This window comes from Hanstruepera marina, assembly GCF_019880635.1.
Lineage (GTDB): Bacteria > Bacteroidota > Bacteroidia > Flavobacteriales > Flavobacteriaceae > Hanstruepera > Hanstruepera marina.
The window spans coordinates 1,568,842-1,589,591 of sequence record NZ_JAINVX010000001.1; the positions used below are offsets into that span (position 1 = coordinate 1,568,842).

The 20,750-nt window shown below is 33.6% G+C and carries 22 protein-coding genes and 1 other RNA gene; 16 read left to right on the forward strand and 7 right to left on the reverse strand.

The genetic code is table 11. From position 1 onward, the window contains the following. Positions 1–45 precede the first annotated feature (45 nt). The 3 genes from K7G76_RS07405 to K7G76_RS07415 form a co-directional block, all read right to left on the reverse strand. Positions 46–1,935: a T9SS type A sorting domain-containing protein gene (locus K7G76_RS07405; protein WP_223033521.1), complete on the reverse strand. Its 1,890-nt coding sequence runs from the start codon at positions 1,933–1,935 to the stop codon at positions 46–48. Positions 1,936–1,998: 63 nt separating this feature from the next. Then, positions 1,999–2,307, reverse strand: a complete 309-nt coding sequence (locus K7G76_RS07410; protein ID WP_223033522.1) for a hypothetical protein — start codon at positions 2,305–2,307, stop codon at positions 1,999–2,001. 6 nt (positions 2,308–2,313) lie between these two features. Beyond that, positions 2,314–3,042, reverse strand: a complete 729-nt coding sequence (locus tag K7G76_RS07415) for a hypothetical protein (protein ID WP_223033523.1) — start codon at positions 3,040–3,042, stop codon at positions 2,314–2,316. Positions 3,043–3,353: 311 nt separating this feature from the next. Between K7G76_RS07415 and K7G76_RS07420 the strand changes: the two genes are divergently transcribed. Then, positions 3,354–3,905 carry a Smr/MutS family protein gene (locus K7G76_RS07420; RefSeq protein WP_223033524.1) on the forward strand — a complete coding sequence of 184 codons (552 nt, stop codon included), beginning with the start codon at positions 3,354–3,356 and terminating at the stop codon, positions 3,903–3,905. Between the two features lie 2 nt (positions 3,906–3,907). Here K7G76_RS07420 and K7G76_RS07425 read toward each other — a convergent pair whose 3' ends face one another. Next, on the reverse strand, positions 3,908–4,846 hold the full coding sequence (locus K7G76_RS07425; protein ID WP_223033525.1) for a hypothetical protein: 939 nt from the start codon (positions 4,844–4,846) through the stop codon (positions 3,908–3,910). Between the two features lie 126 nt (positions 4,847–4,972). Between K7G76_RS07425 and K7G76_RS07430 the strand changes: the two genes are divergently transcribed. Both K7G76_RS07430 and K7G76_RS07435 read left to right on the forward strand, forming a co-directional pair. Beyond that, positions 4,973–6,118, forward strand: coding sequence for a cysteine desulfurase family protein (locus K7G76_RS07430; protein ID WP_223033526.1), 1,146 nt, complete (start codon positions 4,973–4,975; stop codon positions 6,116–6,118). Between the two features lie 62 nt (positions 6,119–6,180). Further along, positions 6,181–7,062 (forward strand): hypothetical protein, encoded by an 882-nt coding sequence (locus K7G76_RS07435; protein ID WP_223033527.1) that lies wholly within the window; start codon positions 6,181–6,183, stop codon positions 7,060–7,062. Positions 7,063–7,103: 41 nt separating this feature from the next. Here the strand turns inward: K7G76_RS07435 and K7G76_RS07440 are convergent, their stop codons facing one another. Both K7G76_RS07440 and K7G76_RS07445 read right to left on the reverse strand, forming a co-directional pair. Then, positions 7,104–9,566, reverse strand: a complete 2,463-nt coding sequence (locus K7G76_RS07440) for a TonB-dependent receptor plug domain-containing protein (RefSeq protein ID WP_223033528.1) — start codon at positions 9,564–9,566, stop codon at positions 7,104–7,106. 11 nt (positions 9,567–9,577) lie between these two features. Beyond that, entirely contained in the window at positions 9,578–11,269 is a 1,692-nt protein-coding gene (locus K7G76_RS07445) for a M23 family metallopeptidase (RefSeq protein ID WP_223033529.1), read from the reverse strand. A gap of 173 nt (positions 11,270–11,442) precedes the next feature. On the opposite strand from K7G76_RS07445, the gene K7G76_RS07450 reads away from it, so the two are divergent. The 4 genes from K7G76_RS07450 (at position 11,443) to rny (ending at position 13,852) form a co-directional block, all read left to right on the forward strand. Further along, positions 11,443–11,733, forward strand: a complete 291-nt coding sequence (locus tag K7G76_RS07450) for a hypothetical protein (protein WP_223033530.1) — start codon at positions 11,443–11,445, stop codon at positions 11,731–11,733. A 16-nt stretch (positions 11,734–11,749) separates the two neighbouring features. After that, the gene (locus tag K7G76_RS07455) at positions 11,750–12,043 is read left to right on the forward strand and encodes a cell division protein ZapA (RefSeq protein WP_223033531.1); all 294 of its coding nucleotides are present in this window, start codon (positions 11,750–11,752) and stop codon (positions 12,041–12,043) included. A 54-nt stretch (positions 12,044–12,097) separates the two neighbouring features. Next, positions 12,098–12,223: non-coding RNA, 6S RNA (gene ssrS / locus K7G76_RS07460), on the forward strand. A gap of 54 nt (positions 12,224–12,277) precedes the next feature. Next, positions 12,278–13,852, forward strand: a complete 1,575-nt coding sequence (gene rny, locus K7G76_RS07465) for a ribonuclease Y (RefSeq protein ID WP_223033532.1) — start codon at positions 12,278–12,280, stop codon at positions 13,850–13,852. A gap of 49 nt (positions 13,853–13,901) precedes the next feature. Here the strand turns inward: rny and xerD are convergent, their stop codons facing one another. Beyond that, positions 13,902–14,813 (reverse strand): site-specific tyrosine recombinase XerD, encoded by a 912-nt coding sequence (gene xerD / locus K7G76_RS07470; RefSeq protein WP_223033533.1) that lies wholly within the window; start codon positions 14,811–14,813, stop codon positions 13,902–13,904. 239 nt (positions 14,814–15,052) lie between these two features. Between xerD and K7G76_RS07475 the strand changes: the two genes are divergently transcribed. The 9 genes from K7G76_RS07475 (at position 15,053) to K7G76_RS07515 (ending at position 20,735) form a co-directional block, all read left to right on the forward strand. Beyond that, a complete protein-coding gene (locus K7G76_RS07475) occupies positions 15,053–15,733 on the forward strand; it encodes a porin family protein (RefSeq protein ID WP_223033534.1) in 681 nt (226 codons plus the stop codon). 111 nt (positions 15,734–15,844) lie between these two features. Beyond that, entirely contained in the window at positions 15,845–16,381 is a 537-nt protein-coding gene (locus K7G76_RS07480; RefSeq protein WP_223033535.1) for an outer membrane beta-barrel protein, read from the forward strand. A gap of 107 nt (positions 16,382–16,488) precedes the next feature. Further along, complete coding sequence (locus K7G76_RS07485) at positions 16,489–17,067, forward strand: hypothetical protein (RefSeq protein ID WP_223033536.1); 579 nt, start codon at positions 16,489–16,491, stop codon at positions 17,065–17,067. Between the two features lie 82 nt (positions 17,068–17,149). Then, complete coding sequence (locus tag K7G76_RS07490; RefSeq protein WP_223033537.1) at positions 17,150–17,674, forward strand: hypothetical protein; 525 nt, start codon at positions 17,150–17,152, stop codon at positions 17,672–17,674. A gap of 61 nt (positions 17,675–17,735) precedes the next feature. After that, a complete protein-coding gene (gene aroQ, locus K7G76_RS07495; RefSeq protein WP_223033538.1) occupies positions 17,736–18,155 on the forward strand; it encodes a type II 3-dehydroquinate dehydratase in 420 nt (139 codons plus the stop codon). A gap of 113 nt (positions 18,156–18,268) precedes the next feature. Beyond that, positions 18,269–18,862, forward strand: a complete 594-nt coding sequence (locus K7G76_RS07500; RefSeq protein ID WP_223033539.1) for an RNA polymerase sigma factor — start codon at positions 18,269–18,271, stop codon at positions 18,860–18,862. A 2-nt stretch (positions 18,863–18,864) separates the two neighbouring features. Beyond that, entirely contained in the window at positions 18,865–19,044 is a 180-nt protein-coding gene (locus K7G76_RS07505) for a hypothetical protein (protein WP_223033540.1), read from the forward strand. Between the two features lie 22 nt (positions 19,045–19,066). Continuing rightward, positions 19,067–19,876, forward strand: coding sequence for a mechanosensitive ion channel family protein (locus K7G76_RS07510; RefSeq protein ID WP_223033541.1), 810 nt, complete (start codon positions 19,067–19,069; stop codon positions 19,874–19,876). Between the two features lie 376 nt (positions 19,877–20,252). Beyond that, positions 20,253–20,735 carry a PorT family protein gene (locus tag K7G76_RS07515; protein ID WP_223033542.1) on the forward strand — a complete coding sequence of 161 codons (483 nt, stop codon included), beginning with the start codon at positions 20,253–20,255 and terminating at the stop codon, positions 20,733–20,735. The last annotated feature ends 15 nt before the right edge of the window (positions 20,736–20,750 follow it).

Here is a 20,750-nt window from a genome sequence, read left to right on the forward strand (position 1 = left end):
GGTATTAATAAATTTCAATCAAAGGTATAAAACTACTACGAAGAATTAATTTTTATTTGCAACAATAACTTTTTTACTGATTTCTTCACTAGACTTGAGTTCAATTTTAGTAATATATACACCATCGCTTAAGCTTTGGGTAGAAAATTTATAATTACTTTTTAAAGGTAAATTTGTTTCGTTTAGAATGTGTTTACCAGTAATGTCAAACAAAGTAACTTGATTAATGCTTAATCGTTTAGGGTTTATAATAGTAAGCTGCGAATTGGAATTATCCTGATATATTGTAAAATCATTACTAGTTATTTCATCGGTACTTAAAGATTCAGATGTAAATGTAATTTCAAATCTATCAGAATATAATCCTTGGTCTAAAATTAATTCATAGGCTTGAACTGTTAAATCAACATACACATCGTTGTCTATATCGTGAATATATATAGGTTGCGACTCCTCAAAATTTTGGACATCGTAGATTCCAAACCTAACCAATTGCTGATTTTGGACCTTTACCACCAAAGGAATGGTTAGGGTTTCATTAAAATTAAAAGCTTGAATGATATATGGTGTACCTTCAAGAGTCCAATGCGCATCTGAATTTAGTAATTCACTTATTTGGGCTTCTAGGCCATAATCAAAACCGTTTGTAGCGGTACGATGAAAGTTCATTAATAATTGTCGGGTATATGAACCAGAACCGTTGTTGTCAAAACCTACATTTATTCTAAAGCGTTTAAAGTCTTCAGGAACCACATTGTAACCTTCATCGGTATATTGTGTTTCTGAAGTTCTATTGGCGTGCGCCCCATCGGTTCTAAAGAAACTACTGTTGGCATCAGACTGCTTATAATACACTCTGTGTGAATTCTTAAAAACAACGCTACTAGCACTCCCGGAGCCCTCCATCATGAAGCCTTGTCCAATAGGGATGTACCTGTAGGCTGTTTTAGGCATGGAGTTCGCAATTGGTGGACCAGAAGCAATAGAGCCATCTAATAAATACATATAAAAAACGGCAGGTGTAAAAGAATCTACAACAGTGTCATCGGTTAAATCGGCAGGCGTTCCATTGTTATTTGTAGCTGCATTAGTATACAAAGCATACCCACCAACATAGTCAGCTAAATTATGGGAACTAGATCCAGGATGCTGTTGCCAATATTTTAATACTCCAGTAGTATTGGTTTGATTATGTGAATCGTGAATAAAATAGTACGAGTCAATAGCAGAGGGATAAGGATTCCCCACTAAAGTTTCTTTATTCGGGTTAATGGTTGCAGAAATGTCCCCCTTATTTGGTCGTCCACGAAAATCGTATTGTTGTGCTCCACTTGGGTTACCTTTCATGGTAAATCCATAGCCTGGGGCAAGGGTTCCGCTAGGGTCGCCACCAACAGGTAGTGAACCGCCTCCTAATCCAATCCAATCTTCATAAGGATTGGTTGTAGCAGGTAAACCAATGTAGGTATAAAGCCAATAACTGGCTATTTGGGTAGTAGTGCCATCATATCCGCTTATAAAACCAAATGGCGTACTTGTGATTGGTGCAGCAGTTTCCCTGTAAAAATTAATATTGGGTGTAAACACAGAATTCCCAGCAGGACCACTGTTTATACCAACAGGCGAACCCCAATAATTATATTGATAGGTGTTTGAGTTTCCAGTTTGGTAAACACTTAACCTACCGGTTCCAGAATTTCCAGTAACACCATTGCCTTGAAATAGTTGCGCATCATCTCGTAAATAAATGTATGCATTGGTACCATCTAAATTAATTGCGTTGGTTACAAATAATGGCACTGAAGCTCCAGAAGCATCAGAGCTAAACCCATCGCCATCAACAAAAACATAGCTGTTATTACTGACGTATAAATCAGATTGAGCATATGTTAAATTGAAAAGAATAATTATAAGAAACGTAAATATGTTTTTCATATAATCGATATTTTATTTGTCAATTGACTGACTATTTCAATAGATTTTATATTAAAATTAATTTTATTCATCTGATTTATAAGCGCCTATAGATTTAAGTTCTGGTGTTTTACTTTTCAGAGTATCTTGTGTTATGTCTTTATTTAGATTCCTGACAACAACAGAAGATGTATTTAATTCAGGAGTTGCATTACTTTTTTTTAAAAAACTTAAACTATCTTTTCTTACTTGTGATTGATTCTCATTCATACCATAGCTTTTAAGAATTGGTTTCTCAATTTTATCGCCACTACTTTTTTTGTTTTGTGAAAAACTCACACAAAAAATTGATAAAAAAAGTAACGTTAAATAATATCTTTTTTGAATCTTCATGATTAATTATTGTAGTACAGTTAATGTAAGGTGATGGTAATCTGGGTTGGTGTTAGCAAATATTGCTGCATTAGGAGTCCCTAAGATTCCTCCAACTTGTCCTTGTAGTTGTATCGTATAAGTATTGCCAATTGTCAATCCAGTTAGTAATTTATTAAAAGCTAAACTCCAAGGAGTAACAGTACCAGTTAAATCATCATAACTTTGTATTTTGGTGTTGGAGCCACCAATTGAAGTTGTGCCATTTCTTGCCCTTATTTGAACAAAAGCCATTGAATTAGTATAACCAAATCCAGATGCCGTAAACATAATTAGTACTGAAGTTTTAGTTGCAGTAAAGGTTAAAGATGCACCAGTAATATTTGTCCAACTAGCAGAGCTTATCTGAAAATCAGTATTTACGGAAACACTTTGAATAGGTGCTGTTTGCTCAACACGAACCCATCTAGAACCATTGTTATAATATTGCCCTGGTGTAACATCATTTATAGTGGCAGTGTTATAAACAGACATTCCTTGAACATGAGCACTAAGAGGCGCAAAGCTAGCTGTAGAGGTAAGATTCATTCGTGGCAAAAGTAAACCACCAACATTTGTTGAGGCATCAATATCTAGCAGAGCATTGCTATTCGGACTGGTTGTACCAATACCAACTTGTGCGTAAGTTGAAAAGCACATTGTAATTATTAAAGCGAAATATAAGGAGCCTTTAAAAAGTTGTGTATTTTTTTTCATAGAATGTTCATTTTAAGTGAAATAGACACTATAAAATAAGAAAAAAAATGACACATATTAATTTGATGTTCTGTCATTTATAATTATTTTCGACCAATAGTTAATTTTTCACGATAATTGTATATTTAAATTGAAATATTTTAATTACTTATTGATTGTAATTGGCTGCACTGTAGCTATTTACGCACAGGCGGAAGTCAAGCAGAATGAACTGGTTTTGATTGCTGGAATCGTTATTTTAATGCTTGGCGTTTATAGGATTTCTAAAACTATTCCGAGTAAATTCGCTACTAAAGACAATGACGTTCTAGATGAAGAAGAATAAGCTTGAAATTGGAGATTTTGTTTCGGTTTTAGATGATGATTTATCGGGAACAGTAACTAAAATGAATAACAGCAATATTACCATTGAGACTGTAGACGGATTTAATCTGGATTTTGATGAAAGCGAGTTGGTAAAAATCAATAATCCATTACATATCTCCATATCATCTCATGATATACTGGAAAAAGAACAACCTGTTAAAAAACAAAGACCAAAACAAAAAGCCAAGGAACGTTTTCAGCCTACTTTAGAAGTGGATTTGCATATCCATCATCTTACTGAAAACTCAAATAGAATGACCAATCATGAGATGCTAACATTGCAATTGGATACAGCAAGACGGCAACTGGAATTTGCCATACAGAAACGTATTCAGAAAGTGGTCTTTATTCATGGTGTAGGAGAGGGCGTTTTAAAAATGGAATTGGAATACTTGTTTGGCAGATACAATAACGTTAAGCATTATGATGCCGACTACCAAAAATATGGACTAGGAGCCACCGAAGTCTATATTTATCAAAATGTAAATGCAGAATGATTCTAAAAATCGGGAGTTACAATACGTGAACTCTCTAATCTATCATCACCTTCTAAAGTCCCAAAATCAAATTCGTCTAGGTCAATAGTTGGTAGTCTAACTTCTTTAATTTCTAACTCTACAGTAAATTTTTGATCTATTACGTGTGGTCTGTAGGCTGTAGCTGGTACTGTTGTATTTACAACAGGGTTTAGGTAATCAGCTATTGAAGGGTCTGTAAAATCGTTTGCTGGGTTTTGGTCTTCAGAAAAATTTTCTTCGTCAATAGTTAAAACACCATCTCCATCATCATCATCATCCAGGTAATTTGGAACACCATCCATATCGGTATCTGCAGGATTTGTGAGTGGATCACCATCGCCATCCAAGTCTGGATCGAGATCCAGCTCGGTACTTGTTAATACATTGTCGCCATCGTCGTCAAAATCTAGATAGTCGGGAATGCCGTCACTATCCGTATCAGTTGGGTTGGTAGACGGGTCGTCGTCTCCATCTAAATTCTCATCTTCCATGTCTGCAGGAACACCATCCTCGTCGTCTTCTAAAAGGAACATGTATATTCCGGCTTCTCCTTCAGTACTCTGTAAATCTTCAATTATTTCAATACCTGAAGGCGGTACAGGGCTACAAAACAATGTTGTTGGGTCTGAATTATACGTTCTGTAATTAAATTTATTAGTATCTCCGTTAATGTTTACAATAAGTGTGTCTGTAACTAATTCGCCATCGTCATCCACCTCCAATAACTCGTCTAATGTTACTGGTGGATTGGTAATTTGAAGCGATAGACTTTCATGGGGAAATTCTTTTATTTGAAAAAACACCAATTCGCCACAGGTTTTGAAGGTGTCGCCAAATTCAATTTCAACGGTTATAATATCACCATCGTCACAAGATGTTGTACAAATAAGTAGGGTAAGTAACCAAAAAAGTTTGCGCATGAATAGCATATTTTTAAGCAAAAATAAAAGAATATCTAAATATACAACGTAGCGAATTATAAATAATTTTATTTCAAGTATTTTTGCAATTCAATTAATTCTAGATTAGATACAAGCACACGATTTATGAAGACAGTTTATTTTGATAATGCGGCAACAACCCAAGTTAGGGACGAGGTGATTAACACCATTACCGATGTTATAAAAAATAATTTCGGAAATCCTTCATCAACACATAGTTTTGGGAGGTCATCTAAAGTTTTAGTTGAACAATCTAGAAAAACAATAGCCAAGTATTTACATGCTACTGCTAGTGAAATTGTCTTTACCTCTGGAGGAACAGAAGCCGATAATTTTGCCATTCAATGTTCGGTTAAACATTTGGGTGTGACACATATTATTACGTCTCGATTGGAACATCATGCAGTGCTTCACACGGTTGAGGAACTTGAAAGAAATGAAAGGATTCGTATAAGTTATGTAAATGTTAATAGCAGCGGAGAAATTGATTACAATCATTTGGAGAGCTTATTACAAGACGATGAAAAAACACTGGTAAGTTTAATGTTGGTTAACAATGAAATTGGCAACATTTTAGATGTTAAACGTGTTGGTGACTTATGCAAAACCCATGAGGCTTTGTTTCATTGTGATGCGGTACAGTTTGTGGGGCATTTTAAAATTGATTTACAAGATATCCATGTTGATTTCCTAGCAGCAAGTGCTCATAAGTTTCATGGGCCAAAAGGTGTAGGGTTTGCTTATGTTCGTAAAAATTCAGGATTAAAGGCTCTGTTATTTGGTGGTGAGCAGGAGCGTGGATTACGAGCAGGAACAGAAGCTGTACATAATATAGCGGCTATGGAAACCGCTTTACAAGTTGCTTATGATGCATTAGATGAAGAACGCCAATATATTACAGAACTGAAATCTTATTTTATTGCCGAAATAATAAAAACCATCCCAGGCGTTACGTTTAATGGCTTGTCTGGAGATTTAGATAAAAGCACCTATACGTTGGTCAATGTTTGTTTGCCATTTACAGCGGACCAAGGTCAGATTTTATTATTCCAGTTGGATTTAAAAGGTATAGCTTGTTCAAAAGGGAGCGCTTGTCAAAGTGGGAGCTTAAAAGGTTCTCATGTGTTAGCCGAGATTTTAACTGATGATGATATTAAAAAACCATCCATTCGGTTTTCATTTAGTATTTATAATACTAAAGAGGAAGTTGATTATGTAATAAGCGTTTTGAAAGCGTTTAACCAAAATTAATTTGGTAGATGTGTATTTCTTTCGTAAACTCGCTATGGAATTATAACATTAAACTTTTTGCTATGAACAACTCAAGACTATTTCGTAACACTTTTTCATTATTTTGTCTTATTTTATTGGTAATAAGCTGTAGTAGTGATGACGACAACTCTGGTGATATAATTACCCCACAACCAAAAGTTTTTGAAGGTGATGTTGTACTGTCTTCACAATCTGAAGTTGACGATTTTGGTACGAATGGTTATAATGTTATTGATGGTTTTTTATTTATTGGTGTAAACGACCCTAACTCTCCAGATCAGGTAACTAATATTAGTGATTTAAGCTCGTTGTTAAGTATAAGTTCGGTTCAATACGGTGTTACAGTCTATAACAATCCACAATTGAATAACTTGGATGGATTAAATAGTTTGACGTATATAAATGGTGGTGCTTTAACAATTGATTCTAATGAAAGTTTAGTCTCTATAAGTGCGTTAACAGGCCTAGTATCATTTAGGTCTTTAGAAGTAGTTGGTAATCCAATGCTCTTAAACATTGATGGTTTAGAAGGTGTGCAGTCTTCTCGCGAATCTATTATTATTAGTAATAATTCAGGTTTGTTGAATATTGATGGATTAAGTGGCTTAAGAACTATAGGAGGTGAATTTTTGTTTATTTCTGACAATGAATCGTTAGCCAATATAAATGGTTTAAGTAATTTAGAGAACGTTGACAGAGATATTGTAATTAGCAGTAATATTGAATTAACCAATTTAAACGGATTATCTAGCTTGCAGAATGTAGGAGAAGATATCTATATTAATTTTAACGAGGGGTTAGTTAACTTTTGTGGATTGGAAAACTTATTTATGGAAGGTTCATTAGTAGGATCATTCAATACACTTGGTAATGGATTTAATCCTACTTCTGATGACATGGTTAATGGGAATTGTAGTTTGTAATCGTTTTCCACATTAAGGATTTTATTCACAACCTACCACATTTAAAAGCGCATACTGGTTCTAACGTTAAAAACTCTTGGCGTTAAGTAATTAGGAATTCCATATTGGCGCTTACTGTAGGCGTCTCTTACCCATGTGTTTGTGATTGAGTTTTGAACGTCAAATACATTAAAAATTTCAAATCCCACGGAAAGGTATTTAAACGGTTTACGCCAGCCTTTGTCGAAATTGTCATTGTCATCCACGATTACATACGAGAAACCAACGTCAGCCCGTTTATAATCGGGTAGTCTATTTTGATATTGATAAGGGTCTGCATAACTAGGTGCACCACCAGGTAATCCCGTGTTATACACTAAATTTAAGTACATTTTCAGCTTTGGTAGGCTAGGTACATAATCTTGAAATAAGGCTGCAAATTTTAAGCGTTGATCTGTTGGTCTGGCTATATAACCTCTATCATCTATATTTTCTTCAGTCTTTAGGTATCCAAAACTAAACCAAGATTCCGTTCCAGGGACAAACTCACCATTCAATCGCATATCAAGTCCATAGGCATAGGCTACAGCATTGTTTTTTGCCTGATAGCGAATACGAACATTATCAATGTTGTATGGATTAACATCGGTTATGTTTTTATAAAAAACTTCGGTGTTGAGTTTAAAAGGGCGTTCCCACATTTTAAAACTGTATTCATGCCCTAAAACAACTTGAATAGACCTTGGTGCCTTAACATCTGGTTGAACAGACCCAGATGAATCCCGAAGTTCTCTGTAGAAAGGCGGCTGGTAATACAAACCACCACTTATTCTAAATAGCATGTCGGCATCCCAATTGGGTTTAATGGCAAATTGTCCTCTAGGACTTATAACAGTCTGACTAGAGCTTTCAATGCCATCGCCACTAACGTTCCAATTATGGACACGTGCACCAATGTTAAACCAAACATCGTTATCTCCAATTTCGGTTCGTCTACTCCATTGCGCATAGGCTTGAACTCTATTGATTTGTACATCGTTAAAAGCTCTAACATTTTGATAGGCTTCCAACGGACCTCCATAAGGCGCGTAGGGTTGTTCGTTAAACGCATCGCTAGAAGGTGGATTAATGGCAAATCCTGCAGAGTCAATCACTTCCCATTCAACTAATCTGTCGCGAATGTCTTCGTTAGTGTACTTTACTGAAAATTTTAAATCATTTTGTTCAACGGTGTAGTCTGCATTAACTTCAACATTTGTTATAAAAGCATCTAAATCATTACGACCATGATTAAGTTGTGAACCAATACCTTCGGTAAATTCCACTTCCCCTAAATCCTCATCACCGATATTAGTGTTAACTTCCCCTAAGCGGTATTCTGCTAAAATATCAAAATGTTCTTGCTCTGTAGTATGAAATGCAGATACAATGGCATTGACAGTTAAATTGTCGTTGGCAAAGTATGTTCCTTTTAAGGCTCCAAAAAAAGTTTGATATTCATCTTGTTCTTGGCCCTCATAAAATACCAGCAATGCCAAAGGGTTTTGTAGTGTGCCAAAATTGGTTTGTCTGGTTTCAGGCTCGTAATTATATTGATTGATTGAAGCGTTTCCTAAAAAGCTCAACTGGAACTTATCGGTAAATTTATAGGTTATGTACGATTGAATATCGGCAAAGCGCGGATCGTAATTGGTTTCAGTTTCTTTTGCTTGAACCAAAAGACTGTTATCACGATACCTAACACCTAAAATACCGGACAACTTAGAATCTTTGCTAATAGCTCCAACTGAAGCACTGGCACCTAATAGGCTTAAGTCTACTGTTGATCCAAAATCTACTGGTTTTTTGTATGTGATATCCAATACAGAAGCGAGTTTGTCGCCATATTTAGCCTGAAATCCACCTGCAGAAAATTCAACGTTTTGTACTAAATCAACATTGGTAAAGCTTAAGCCTTCTTGCTGACCAGAACGAATTAAAAAAGGTCTGTAAACTTCAATGCCGTTTACATACACCAAATTTTGGTCGTAATTTCCGCCGCGAACCATATATTGTGTACTTAACTCATTATTTCCACTTACTCCAGGGAGTGTTTTTAATAAATTTTCAATACCAGGATTTGCTCCAGGAATTTTTCTAATGGTTTGTGGTTCTAATGTCGTGACACCTTCAACAGCTGTTCGTTTCACGTTTGAAATAACAACGGTTGATATCTGCTCGACATTGACATCCATAACAGGGTGAAATTCGATTTCCTCTCCGTTTTTAAGATTAAAGGTAGCCACAACACGTTTATGTGATAAGTGCGTGAATTCTATCCTTACATCTTGATTTGCAGGAATTTTTATGGTAAAAAAACCATTTTCGTTTGTAGTAGTACCAGTTTCTCCAGTGTTTACATTAACATCAGCAATGGGATTGTTCGATTCATCTAAAATAACACCTCTTACAGTTCCGGTTTGGGCAAACCCTATGGCAGATAGAATAAAAAGTAAAGGAAAAAGAAAATTAAGTTTATAGCTCAAGACAGTTATTTTTATTTTCTGTAAAACATAGTTTCAAATGTAGTAGAATTTCCAACATTATCGGTAACAATTAGCTTGAAATTATTTTTGGTTTCTGTTGATACCTTATCATTAAAGTCATATTGTAACAATTTGGTTTTATAATCATATTCCATAAGAATCCATTTTCCATTTATGGTGGCCCGATAATTTGAAATTCCAGATTCCTTATCATCAATTTGTATTTTTAAGTACCGATAGTTACTTATCCATTTACCTTCAGAAACGTTTATAGGTTTGATGGTTGGTGCAATATTGTCACTTACTAGTGCATAGGTTCCTAATGTTTTGGTTGATGTTGTTAATATATTGTCTTTTCGATATGTAGGTGAGTAGATGGTATACTGCTTTCTGTAACCTACTAATCTTGCAATGAATAGTTTATCCGAGTCTTCTGGTCCATAATTGCTGATGTCATAACTAATGGAAAAATTATTTTTTACAGGAACTGTATCGTCATGAAGTGTTAAGGTATCATTTTGCACTCTAAAATCTATAAAGAAATCATCGTAAAATGTGTTTTGCGGAAAATGGACCTCTATAGTTTTGTCTACCAACTCGTTGGTTTTATTGGCATAGATAAAAAAGTCGGAACTAAACTTATCTTTTTGTTCTATGTCTTGCGACTTGTTACCTTCAATATTAATTGTTATCCAGGAGTTATTATTTTTAAAATCTTTAACACAAATTTTATACACTGATGCTGTACTATCATTTATGGTTAAATAACCATCGTTATCTAAATTTTTGTACATGCTCAAAGGATTGTTTGGTTCAACAAACAATTTCTGAATGCGTTTTTTCTTGGTTTTATAATGTTCATAATCTATTAACCGGTTTAGATGTCTAGTTTCATCAAACGAAAAGCGTTTAAAATCAATTTCAAATTTCATATTACCATTAAACAACGCCTGAATATTGCTAACGCCATTGTTGTTGGAAGCTAGATCTTGACGATCATTGGCCTCAACTCCAAAACCAATTTTGCCAAAGGCCTTTAAGTTTTCAACCGTGTAATCACCATTGTCAAGCCTAATAAGTCTTAATTTTTGTCTTTCATTTGAGTTGTTTACATGCGAATCTTCATTAATAGGGTAGGCATAAACGTTTTTAATATCTGGAGCTGTTGTATCTTTTATGTCTAGTCCAAATAACATGGGATTAATAGGGCGTTCTTCGTTATCGCGAATTTCAAAGTGCAGGTGTGGGCCACCAGAACCTCCTGTATTACCACTGTATGCAATAACGTCTCCTTTAGTGAGTATGAGTTCATCAGAATTTGGAAACACTTCAATTTCAAAAGATTCTTTTTCATATTGCAGTTTTTTAACATAAGCTTCTATGGTTGGAGAAAATTTTTGAAGGTGCGCGTAAACTGTAGTATATCCATTAGGGTGGGTTATATAAAGTGCTTTTCCATAACCATAATGCGATATCTTTATCCTGCTAATATAACCTTCGGCAGCAGCATAAACTTTTAAGCCTTCACGACGCTGTGTTTTAATATCTAAACCCGAGTGGAAGTGGTTGGAGCGCAATTCGCCAAACGTACCAGACAATACTAGTGTAACATCAAGAGGGTTCCTAAAATAATCTTCAGGATATGGATTTTGGGCATGGCAATAAACCGAAAATAGAATTACAAGTGACAGTAATTTTTGCATAAAATAAGTATTAACGCTAATGTATTAATTTGTGTGAAAATGGCAAAAGAATAAAAATATATTGCTATTTAACTGATTACGAGATTTAACTGATTGCTTTTATTTTTATTGCAAAACTATTGTTATTTATCTTTAGGTATGTTAACTTTGTGATATAAGTATTGATATTGTAAATGAGTAAAATTGAAGACATTGTAGATACGCTTGAAAACAAAATCAGTAAAGTTTTACATAAGCAAGAGGTTTTAAAACAGGCCAATAGCAAGTTAAAACAAGAACTACAATCAACTCAAGAGGCTTTTCAATTACAACAGCAAGAATTAGATTCTTGGGAAGAAAAGTATGAAGCTCTAAAAATTGCAAATACAATGCTTGGCAGTGACAATAATAAAAGAGAAACAAAGCTTAAAATAAATGCATTAATTCGAGAAATTGACCATTGTATAGCTCAACTTTCAGAATAATGTAACATAGTTTTCAATGTCAGACAAGCTTAAAATAAAGCTATCAATAGCTAATAGAGTATACCCTTTAACAATTGCACCAAGTCAGGAAGAGGGTTTGCGAAAAGCAGCTAAAAATATTGATGCTATGATTAAACAATTTGAGCAAAGTTATTCTGTTCAAGATAAGCAAGATGTTTTGGCCATGTGTGCCTTACAGTTTGCTTCGCAAGTAGAACAGAAATCAATAGATAAAGACAATGTGAATGAACATGTTGAACAAAAGCTTAATGCTATCAACAATTTGTTACAGGAGCATTTAAACTCTTAAACGTTCTTTAAAATAAACAAAGGTTACTGCCTGCATTAGTTATTTTTTTGATAAACTCAACGCTAATTCTTTAAAAAGGGTGAGTTTAAGTTGTAAAAGCGTGCTGTTAGTATTGAATTTTTCAGTGCTTGGACAGATACTTGATCAGCTTGGTATCCCTAAACTTGTTTTAAGGAGTTTATACAAAACGTTATACTGATGCAGGCTTTTTTTTATAAATAAATTAACTTGAACATGGATAATACAATTTTAATAATTGTTGGAGGAATATTACTAGGTATCATTATAGGTTTTATTGTTGCAAAAGTTTTAGAACGAAACAATGCATCAAAACTTGTTAAAAGCGCTAAAAAATCGGCTGCAGCTATAATAAAGGAGGCCAATCATGAAGGTGAATCTATTAAAAAGGACAAAATACTTCAGGCTAAAGAAAAATTTATAGAGCTAAAATCAGAACACGAAAAAGTCATTTTAGCACGTGATAAAAAAATGGCTGATGCCGAAAAACGAACTCGAGACAAAGAATCTCAAGTTTCTGGTGAACTATCAAAGAACAAAAAACTTAACGATAGTTTGGAAGAAAAGATAAAAGATTACAACCATAGGTTGGATATCTTGCAAAAGAAAAAAGGAGAATTAGATAGACTACATAAAAGTCAAGTTGAACAGCTTGAAGTTATTTCAAGTCTTTCGGCAGAGGACGCTAAAGCACAACTAATAGAATCTCTTAAAGGTGAAGCTAAAAACGATGCCATGGCTTTTGTTCAAAGCACATTGGAAGAAGCCAAACTAACGGCTCAACAAGAGGCCAAAAAGGTTATTATTAATACCATTCAGCGTATTGGTACGGAAGAGGCTGTAGACAATTGCGTGTCAGTTTTCAATATTGAATCAGATGATGTAAAAGGTCGCATTATTGGGCGTGAAGGACGAAACATACGTGCAATAGAGGCTGCCACTGGTGTTGAGATTATTGTTGATGATACACCAGAAGCTATTATTTTATCGTGTTTTGACTCTGTTAGACGCGAAATAGCACGCTTATCACTACATAAACTGGTGACAGATGGACGTATTCATCCAGCCAGAATTGAAGAGGTGGTTAAGAAAACAACAAAACAAATTGAGCAAGAGATTATAGAGGTTGGAAAACGTACTGTAATCGATTTAGGAATTCACAATCTTCATCCCGAATTGGTAAAGGTTGTTGGTCGAATGAAATACCGTTCGTCTTACGGTCAGAACTTACTACAACACTCACGTGAAGTTGCTAAGCTATGTGGTGTTATGGCTGCTGAATTAGGCTTGAATCCTAAATTGGCAAAACGTGCAGGATTGTTACACGATATAGGGAAAGTACCTGATGCAGAAGCTGATATGGAAACACCTCACGCTATATTAGGTATGCAATGGGCTGAAAAATACGGCGAAAAAGAAGACGTTTGTAATGCTATTGGTGCTCACCATGATGAAATAGAAATGAAATCGTTGTTAGCACCTATTATACAAGTTTGTGATGCTATTTCTGGTGCTAGACCTGGTGCTAGACGTCAAGTATTGGATAGCTACATTCAACGTTTAAAAGATTTAGAGGATATCGCCTTTGGTTTTAATGGTGTAAAGAAAGCCTATGCCATACAAGCTGGTCGAGAATTACGTGTCATTGTTGAAAGTGAAAAGGTAGATGATCAAAAAGCTGCTGATTTATCATTTAATATTTCGCAGAAAATACAGACTGATATGACGTATCCTGGACAGGTTAAAGTAACTGTTATTAGGGAAACACGAGCAGTTAATATTGCTAAATAGAAGTTTAAAAACTCGAATAGTTTAAAGGTTCACAATTTGTGAACCTTTTTTATTTTCTGGGATGATAGGTCTGTATGGCTTTTTTAAGCTGTTTTTTGTCTAGATGCATATAAATTTCAGTAGTTGTAATACTCTCGTGTCCCAACATCAGTTGAATGGCTCTTAAATCAGCACCATTTTCCAATAAATGTGTCGCAAACGAATGCCTGAAGGTATGGGGTGAAATGGTTTTACCCAGATTAATGTCTTTAGCTAAATTTTTAATAATTGTAAAAACCATAGCACGCGTCAATTTTTTACCTCTATTGTTTAAAAACAGTGTATCATTATCTTCCTTTTGTACATTAATGGCTGTGCGTACCTCTTGTATATAGATATTGATTAACTTTTGTGTTTGTTGGCTAATGGGTACAAAACGCTGTTTATCACCTTTTCCGGTAACCTTAATAAAGCCTTCGGCAAAAAATAAATCTGATAGCTTTAAATTAATGAGTTCACTTACTCGCAGACCACAACTGTAGAGCGTCTCTAGCAGGGTTCTATCGCGTTCGCCAATTCTTACTCCATTGTATGTTTTTGAAAGGTCTATCGCGCCAATAAGGTTGTCAATATCGTTTAAGCTTAAGGTATCTGGAAGTTTACGGCCTATTTTAGGCGATTCAATTAAATCAACTGGGTTTGTCGTTCTATAATCTTCAAAAACCAAATAACTAAAAAAACTGCGCAGGCCAGAAATTAAACGGGATTGTGAGCGTGCATTCAATGTTTTGGCTTTCTCATAAATGAATTGTTGAATGGTTTCTGATTCAATTTTTAATGGAGAAATTGAGATGTTATTAGTGTCTAAATGCGAAACCAATTTATCTATATCCAAGTTGTAATTGTCTACGGTGTTTTGAGACAAACCGCGTTCTATTTTTAAATAGAGTTTATAATCGCTAATGCAGTTTTCCCAAGTCATGTGCTTTGTTTGTATGGTAAAGTAACGATTCTTTAAAATAATACCCTAAAAACCTGTAAAATATTAACCTTTAAAGATATAAATCAACAAAATTTGTTAATAACACAAATTTTAAAATATTGAAATTCAAATAGTTGAACTTTAATGTTAATTAAATTGTTAATAAAGTAGTTAAATGGTTAAAATATGTCATAAAAATGTATTTAGTTTGCCGAAATCAATTAATAAACTTAACAATTATGAAAAAATTATTTTTATGTGCTGCTATTGCAGTATTTGGATTAACAAATGTTAATGCTCAAAACGAAAAATCGGTTGATCAAGGCTTTAGTTTTGGACCAAAAGCTGGTGTGAATTTTGCTACTTTAACAGGAGATGTTGAAGACGCTGAAATGAGAATTGGCTTCCACATTGGTGGTGCCGCTGAGTATATGTTCAACCAAAATATGGGGCTTCAAGCAGAACTTTTGTTTTCTGCTCAAGGAGCAAAAAATGAATATACTGAAAGCAGTAGCCAAGGAGGAGTAGACTATTATTTAAAAGAGAAAGAAGAAGTTAAATTAAACTACATTAATATTCCAGTAATGTTTAAGTATTACATTGTAAATGGGTTTAATGTTGAAGCGGGTCCACAAGTTGGAATTTTAGCTTCTGCTAAATCTGAATATGAATATGAAGAAAGAGTTACAAGTGGTGGAAATACGGTTACTGACTCTGGTTCTGCAAAAGTGGATATTGATGATGAAGTTTCGTCAATAGATTTTGGACTAAATTTTGGATTAGGATACAGAATGGATAATGGTCTGAATTTTGGGGCACGTTATAATTTAGGATTATCAAATATCAACGATGCTGATGATTCTGATGATTACAAAGTTTCTAATGGAGTAATTCAAGTTTCTGTTGGATTTATGTTTTAGTAGTTTTTAAAGATAAAGGTCAAAAACCGAAGTGATTAACTTCGGTTTTTTTTGTTTCTAATTTTTAAACCTTATATTTAATAACATTAATCAATGTAAAACTTAACAATTATGAAAAAATTACTTTTAGTAGCTGTGTTTACAGTTTTTAGTTTAACAAGTGTAAAAGCCCAAGAAGGTTTCAGTATTGGAGCATTTATTGGATTACCGGTAGCAGACGGAGGAGATTTTGCAACATTCTCAATTGGTGTAGATGCCACATATCAATTTTCAATAAATGAAAAGTTTAGTGTTGGTCCAACAGTAGGGTTTTCGCATTCTTTTGGCGATGAGTACTTTGGTTTAGATTATGATGACACTCAATTTTTGCCAATAGCAGGTGCTGGTCGGTTTTACATCAATGAAATGTTTACTGTTGGTCTAGATTTAGGCTATGCTGTAGGGATTAATGATGGAAACGATGGTGGATTTTATTTTAGACCAATGTTTGGGTACAACATTAATGAAAGAATTCAATTAAATGCATCTTACAGAGGTGTGAGTTCAAGTTATGATGACACATATTATATTAATGGTACTGTCTATCGTAATAGTGTTAATTCCAATTTTGGAATATTAAGTGTTGGAGCAACGTTTAGTATAAACTAAATAAATAAAAAATTATAAAGGGCCGAAGCTTTTGCTTCGGTTTTTTTGTTTCTAACTTTTAAATCTTATATTTAATATAATTAATCCATTAATTAAACTTAATAATTATGAAAAAACTATTATTATTTACAGCTCTTGTAATCTTTAGTTTAAATGCCAAAGCACAAGATATTGAAGACAAAATAAAAGGTGGCGGTTTTTATGTTGGCGCCAATATTGGGATGCCAATAAGTGCAGCAGCAGATGTGGCATCATTTAATTTTGGATTTGATGTTGCCTATTTGTTTGAAGTTATTGATAATCTAGAGGTAGGACCGTTACTTGGATTTACACATTTTATTGGAGACGGCGAGTATTACGCTTACAGTTCTAGTAACGTGGAGTTTAGGAGAGATTATAAAGATGCTTCATTTTTACCTATAGCAGCATCTGCACGCTATTATTTTGCAGACCATCGGTTTTTTGGAGGTATAGATTTGGGTGTTGCCGTAAATGTTTCTGGTGATGCTAAAACAGGCTTTTATGCACGGCCAAAGTTTGGATTTGATCTTGGTGTAGTAGCCTTGATTGCATCGTTTCAAAATATTTCAGGAGGAGTGGATTATGGTGATACTTATTACGGCGGAACTTATGTTTCTAGTAGCGGATTTAATTCATTCAACTTTGGTGTTGAATTCGGATTTTAATAAACGTTTAAAAAATAAAGAAAAGAGTAAACTATAGTTTGCTCTTTTTTTTAATTTGTAAATTCATTAAAAACCCATAACAATGAAAAAATATGTTATTACTCTAGTAACCGCATTATTGTTTAATGCGTTTACCTATGCACAATCAGGCTTGAATATTGGAGCAAGTATTGGATTTCCCTATGAAAACTACGAAGGCTACGACTTTTCGTTTGCCTTTTCTGCAGATATCAATTATTTATTTGAAGTTAATCAGGCCTTTAGTTTAGGTATTGCAACTGGTTACGGACAAGCTTTAGGAGAAGATTTCTATCTAGGTCCAATTAATTTTGAAACACCTGACTACCAATTTGTACCTCTTGCAGCTGCAGCACGATTTGGAGCTGGCAGATTAGTATTTGGAGCCGATATTGGTTATGCGTTTTCAGTTTCAAGTGCCAAGGATGTTTTTAATAACGACTACTATACTGGTGGGTTTTATTGGAGACCTATGTTTGGGTTCAACCTTAATGAGGTGTTTCAATTAAATATCAATTATGTTGGTATAAGTGACGACTATTTTTACTATTCGTCATTTAATATTGGTTTTATGGTAAATATCAATTAAGATAGTTTATAAGAACACTAACCGAAGCCTAGAGCTTCGGTTTTTTTTATACCTTTACTTTATGAAAAATCTCATTATAATTAATGGTCCTAATTTAAATTTGTTAGGAAAGCGAGAACCCAATATATATGGGAGTTTGACCTTTAATGAATTTTTTGAGACCATTAAAAGTAAATACCCAAATGTGGCTTTTGAACATTATCAATCCAATATTGAAGGTGAATTGATTGACAAGTTGCACGAAATGGGTTTTAAATATGATGGTATTATATTAAACGCAGCAGCTTACACTCATACTTCGGTAAGTATAGGTGACGCTGTAGCAGCCATTGAAACTCCTGTTGTTGAGGTACATATTTCAAATACCTTTAATAGGGAAGAGTTTAGGCACCAATCTTTTGTAGCACCTCATGCCAAGGGCGTAATTGTTGGTTTTGGATTGCAAAGCTATGAATTGGCCATACAGAGCTTTCTTGATTAATTTTTATTTTTTACTTTCCTAAATTCATTCGAATAACGATTTTAGTTAAAGGGCATAGTGGTTAAATAATTATTTTACCCTGTGACTTTATTTTGATTATTGTGTCTAAATGAATGATTATAATTTTCATATTGGAAGATTTAAAAATAGACAGCTCAATTTCAGACGAAAAACTTGTAGAATTAATAGTTAAAACTAAAAGTTCAGAGTTATTTTCAATTATATATGACAGGTACTCACATTTAGTCTATAATAAGTGTATAAGCTTTGTGCAGAACAAAGAGGAAGCTCAAGATTTAACCCATGATATTTTTGTCAAGCTTTTTATTAAGATTAAAACTTTTGGTCATAAGTCTAAATTTTCCACATGGCTCTATTCGTTTACGTATAACCATTGTATAAACTATGTTCAACGCGATTTTAACAAGCGTAAGAGTAAGTTTCTTTATGCAGATACACATGAAGAACACTTAAGTACTGTTCAAAACAATATAAACGAAGAGAAAATTCATAGTATGGATTCGGAAAAATTAAACAAAGCACTAGATTTAATTGACCCAAACGATAAAACCATATTATTTATGAAGTATCAGGATGATATGAAAATAGAGGATATTCAAGAGGTATTGGAATTAGGTAAAAGCGCTGTAAAAATGCGATTGAGCAGAGCCAAAAGCAGGCTAGTTAAAGTATATGAAACTATTTAATTATGGAAAATCCGTTTAAAAAAGTAATAAACAGCGAAAAACTTCCAGACATTATTAAAGATAAAGTAATGGATGATATTAATGTCATTAAATTGGCACTTGATGTTACCGATTTACTTACCATAAAATATCCGGAAACCATAAATAATATTTTTAATCTATCTAAAAAAAACAACAAGTAATTACAAACTAAATTAACATACCATGAACGACGATTTGAATTTTAATCTTTTAGATGAGCTATTAAGAAATACCTATAAGTTTTTACCGAAAATTATTTTTGGAATTATATTTATAATAGTTGCGTGGTTGTTACTTAAACTGATATTGTTTGTGATTAAAAAATCACTTAAGCTAACTAAAATTGGATATTTGTCTGAAAAGTTAAATGACCTCCCTTTTTTGAATGGTACGTTCAAAATAGACCCAGAAAAAATAATTTTGGTTTTTGTTAAATGGCTCTTCATTTTAATTTTTGTTATTATTGGAGCTGAAATTTTAAACTTCAGTCTGATTTCTAATGAAGTTGGTAAGTTAATTAGGTATTTACCCCAATTCTTTAGTGCATTGTTAATTTTTGTGTTGGGTATTTATGGAGCCAATTATTTAAAAAAGACTTTACGTACTTTGCTAAAAGCAGTTGACATTAACGGCTCTAAAGCCATTAGTAATATTCTTTTTTTAATATTGGTTGTTATGGTATCTATTATGGCACTGGATCAAGCAGGCTTCAATACAGATATTATTACAAACAATCTGTTTTTAATTCTCGGAGCAGTTTTGGCTTCTTTTACAATAGCTTTTGGTTTTGGTTCGCGCGATATAGTTTATAGATTGTTATTAGGGTTTTACTCTAAACGTAATTTTTATGTAGGTCAAAAGATTGTAGTTGATGAAAAGCAAGGTGTTATATATGCCATAGACAATATAAGTATGGTTGTTGTTTTTAATGATGCCAAGGTAGTTTACCCCATAAAACATATCACCAACAAAAAAATAGAAATTCTAGACTAAAGCGTGACTTTATTGTGAATTACGTGTCTAAAACAATAAACCAACAATTTAGAACGTATTTATGGTCGCCAATTATGAGGTCAAGATTATTATCATTTTTTTACTGGTTATTATTTTAATTATGTTGGTTGGGTTATCAATAAGTGTTTTAAAAGATCATAAATCATCTTTCAGGTTTTATAAATCGATTGTTGAAGAAAAAGATAAAAAAGAATCTAAAAAGAAAAAAAGGAAATAACTATCAGGAAATAGATATTATGTTATGGAATATCTTTGTTGATGTTGTAAAAAAAAGAGCCTATTCCAGGCTCTTTTTGATTTTAGATTATACTTTTAAGCAATAAAATACTACTTTAAACAAAATTTCACTTTTATAATGAAACCTATTTGCGGCTTATTGATATTAAGTTTATGCTTTACTCATTTTGCACATGCACAATCTAAAACAGATTTTGGAATTAAAGGAGGTGTAAACCTGACGTTTTATAAAGTTACTGAAGCTAGTTTTGGCGATAACCCAGAAGTTGGGGTAGGGTATTATGGCGGTTTGTTTGTTGATATTCCTATTGAAAATAGTTTGTCAATTCAACCTGAAATACTTTTTGTGGGATTACATGACTTTAAGTTTTTAAATGCTCCTATCTATTTAAAATACGAAGCCGCAGAGCGGTTTTATCTTTTAATAGGACCCAGTATGAACTACTTTTTCGACTTCTTTTCAAATAAGTTTAAAGTGAGAGCCGATTTAAGTGTGGCCTATCAATTAACAGATGCTTTGGATATCCACATGAAATATACGCTGGGTTTTGAGGAAATTACGCCCAATGGTTTGTTTTTGGGTTTGGATTTTAGGCTGTAGTTTATTTAAAATTTA

Excerpts from the sequence above, each read along its gene's own strand:
- K7G76_RS07490 (WP_223033537.1), top strand. The coding sequence starts at position 17,150 with ATGAAAAAATATGTTATTACTCTAGTAACCGCATTATTGTTTAATGCG.
- K7G76_RS07420 (WP_223033524.1), top strand. The coding sequence starts at position 3,354 with ATGAAGAAGAATAAGCTTGAAATTGGAGATTTTGTTTCGGTTTTAGAT.
- K7G76_RS07415 (WP_223033523.1), bottom strand. The coding sequence starts at position 3,042 with ATGAAAAAAAATACACAACTTTTTAAAGGCTCCTTATATTTCGCTTTA.
- K7G76_RS07425 (WP_223033525.1), bottom strand. The coding sequence starts at position 4,846 with ATGCGCAAACTTTTTTGGTTACTTACCCTACTTATTTGTACAACATCT.
- K7G76_RS07510 (WP_223033541.1), top strand. The coding sequence starts at position 19,067 with ATGAACGACGATTTGAATTTTAATCTTTTAGATGAGCTATTAAGAAAT.
- K7G76_RS07480 (WP_223033535.1), top strand. The coding sequence starts at position 15,845 with ATGAAAAAATTACTTTTAGTAGCTGTGTTTACAGTTTTTAGTTTAACA.
- K7G76_RS07515 (WP_223033542.1), top strand. The coding sequence starts at position 20,253 with ATGAAACCTATTTGCGGCTTATTGATATTAAGTTTATGCTTTACTCAT.
- rny (WP_223033532.1), top strand. The coding sequence starts at position 12,278 with ATGGATAATACAATTTTAATAATTGTTGGAGGAATATTACTAGGTATC.
- aroQ (WP_223033538.1), top strand. The coding sequence starts at position 17,736 with ATGAAAAATCTCATTATAATTAATGGTCCTAATTTAAATTTGTTAGGA.
- K7G76_RS07455 (WP_223033531.1), top strand. The coding sequence starts at position 11,750 with ATGTCAGACAAGCTTAAAATAAAGCTATCAATAGCTAATAGAGTATAC.
- K7G76_RS07410 (WP_223033522.1), bottom strand. The coding sequence starts at position 2,307 with ATGAAGATTCAAAAAAGATATTATTTAACGTTACTTTTTTTATCAATT.
- K7G76_RS07445 (WP_223033529.1), bottom strand. The coding sequence starts at position 11,269 with ATGCAAAAATTACTGTCACTTGTAATTCTATTTTCGGTTTATTGCCAT.
- K7G76_RS07430 (WP_223033526.1), top strand. The coding sequence starts at position 4,973 with ATGAAGACAGTTTATTTTGATAATGCGGCAACAACCCAAGTTAGGGAC.
- K7G76_RS07450 (WP_223033530.1), top strand. The coding sequence starts at position 11,443 with ATGAGTAAAATTGAAGACATTGTAGATACGCTTGAAAACAAAATCAGT.
- K7G76_RS07405 (WP_223033521.1), bottom strand. The coding sequence starts at position 1,935 with ATGAAAAACATATTTACGTTTCTTATAATTATTCTTTTCAATTTAACA.
- K7G76_RS07475 (WP_223033534.1), top strand. The coding sequence starts at position 15,053 with ATGAAAAAATTATTTTTATGTGCTGCTATTGCAGTATTTGGATTAACA.
- K7G76_RS07485 (WP_223033536.1), top strand. The coding sequence starts at position 16,489 with ATGAAAAAACTATTATTATTTACAGCTCTTGTAATCTTTAGTTTAAAT.
- xerD (WP_223033533.1), bottom strand. The coding sequence starts at position 14,813 with ATGACTTGGGAAAACTGCATTAGCGATTATAAACTCTATTTAAAAATA.
- K7G76_RS07500 (WP_223033539.1), top strand. The coding sequence starts at position 18,269 with ATGATTATAATTTTCATATTGGAAGATTTAAAAATAGACAGCTCAATT.
- K7G76_RS07435 (WP_223033527.1), top strand. The coding sequence starts at position 6,181 with ATGAACAACTCAAGACTATTTCGTAACACTTTTTCATTATTTTGTCTT.
- K7G76_RS07505 (WP_223033540.1), top strand. The coding sequence starts at position 18,865 with ATGGAAAATCCGTTTAAAAAAGTAATAAACAGCGAAAAACTTCCAGAC.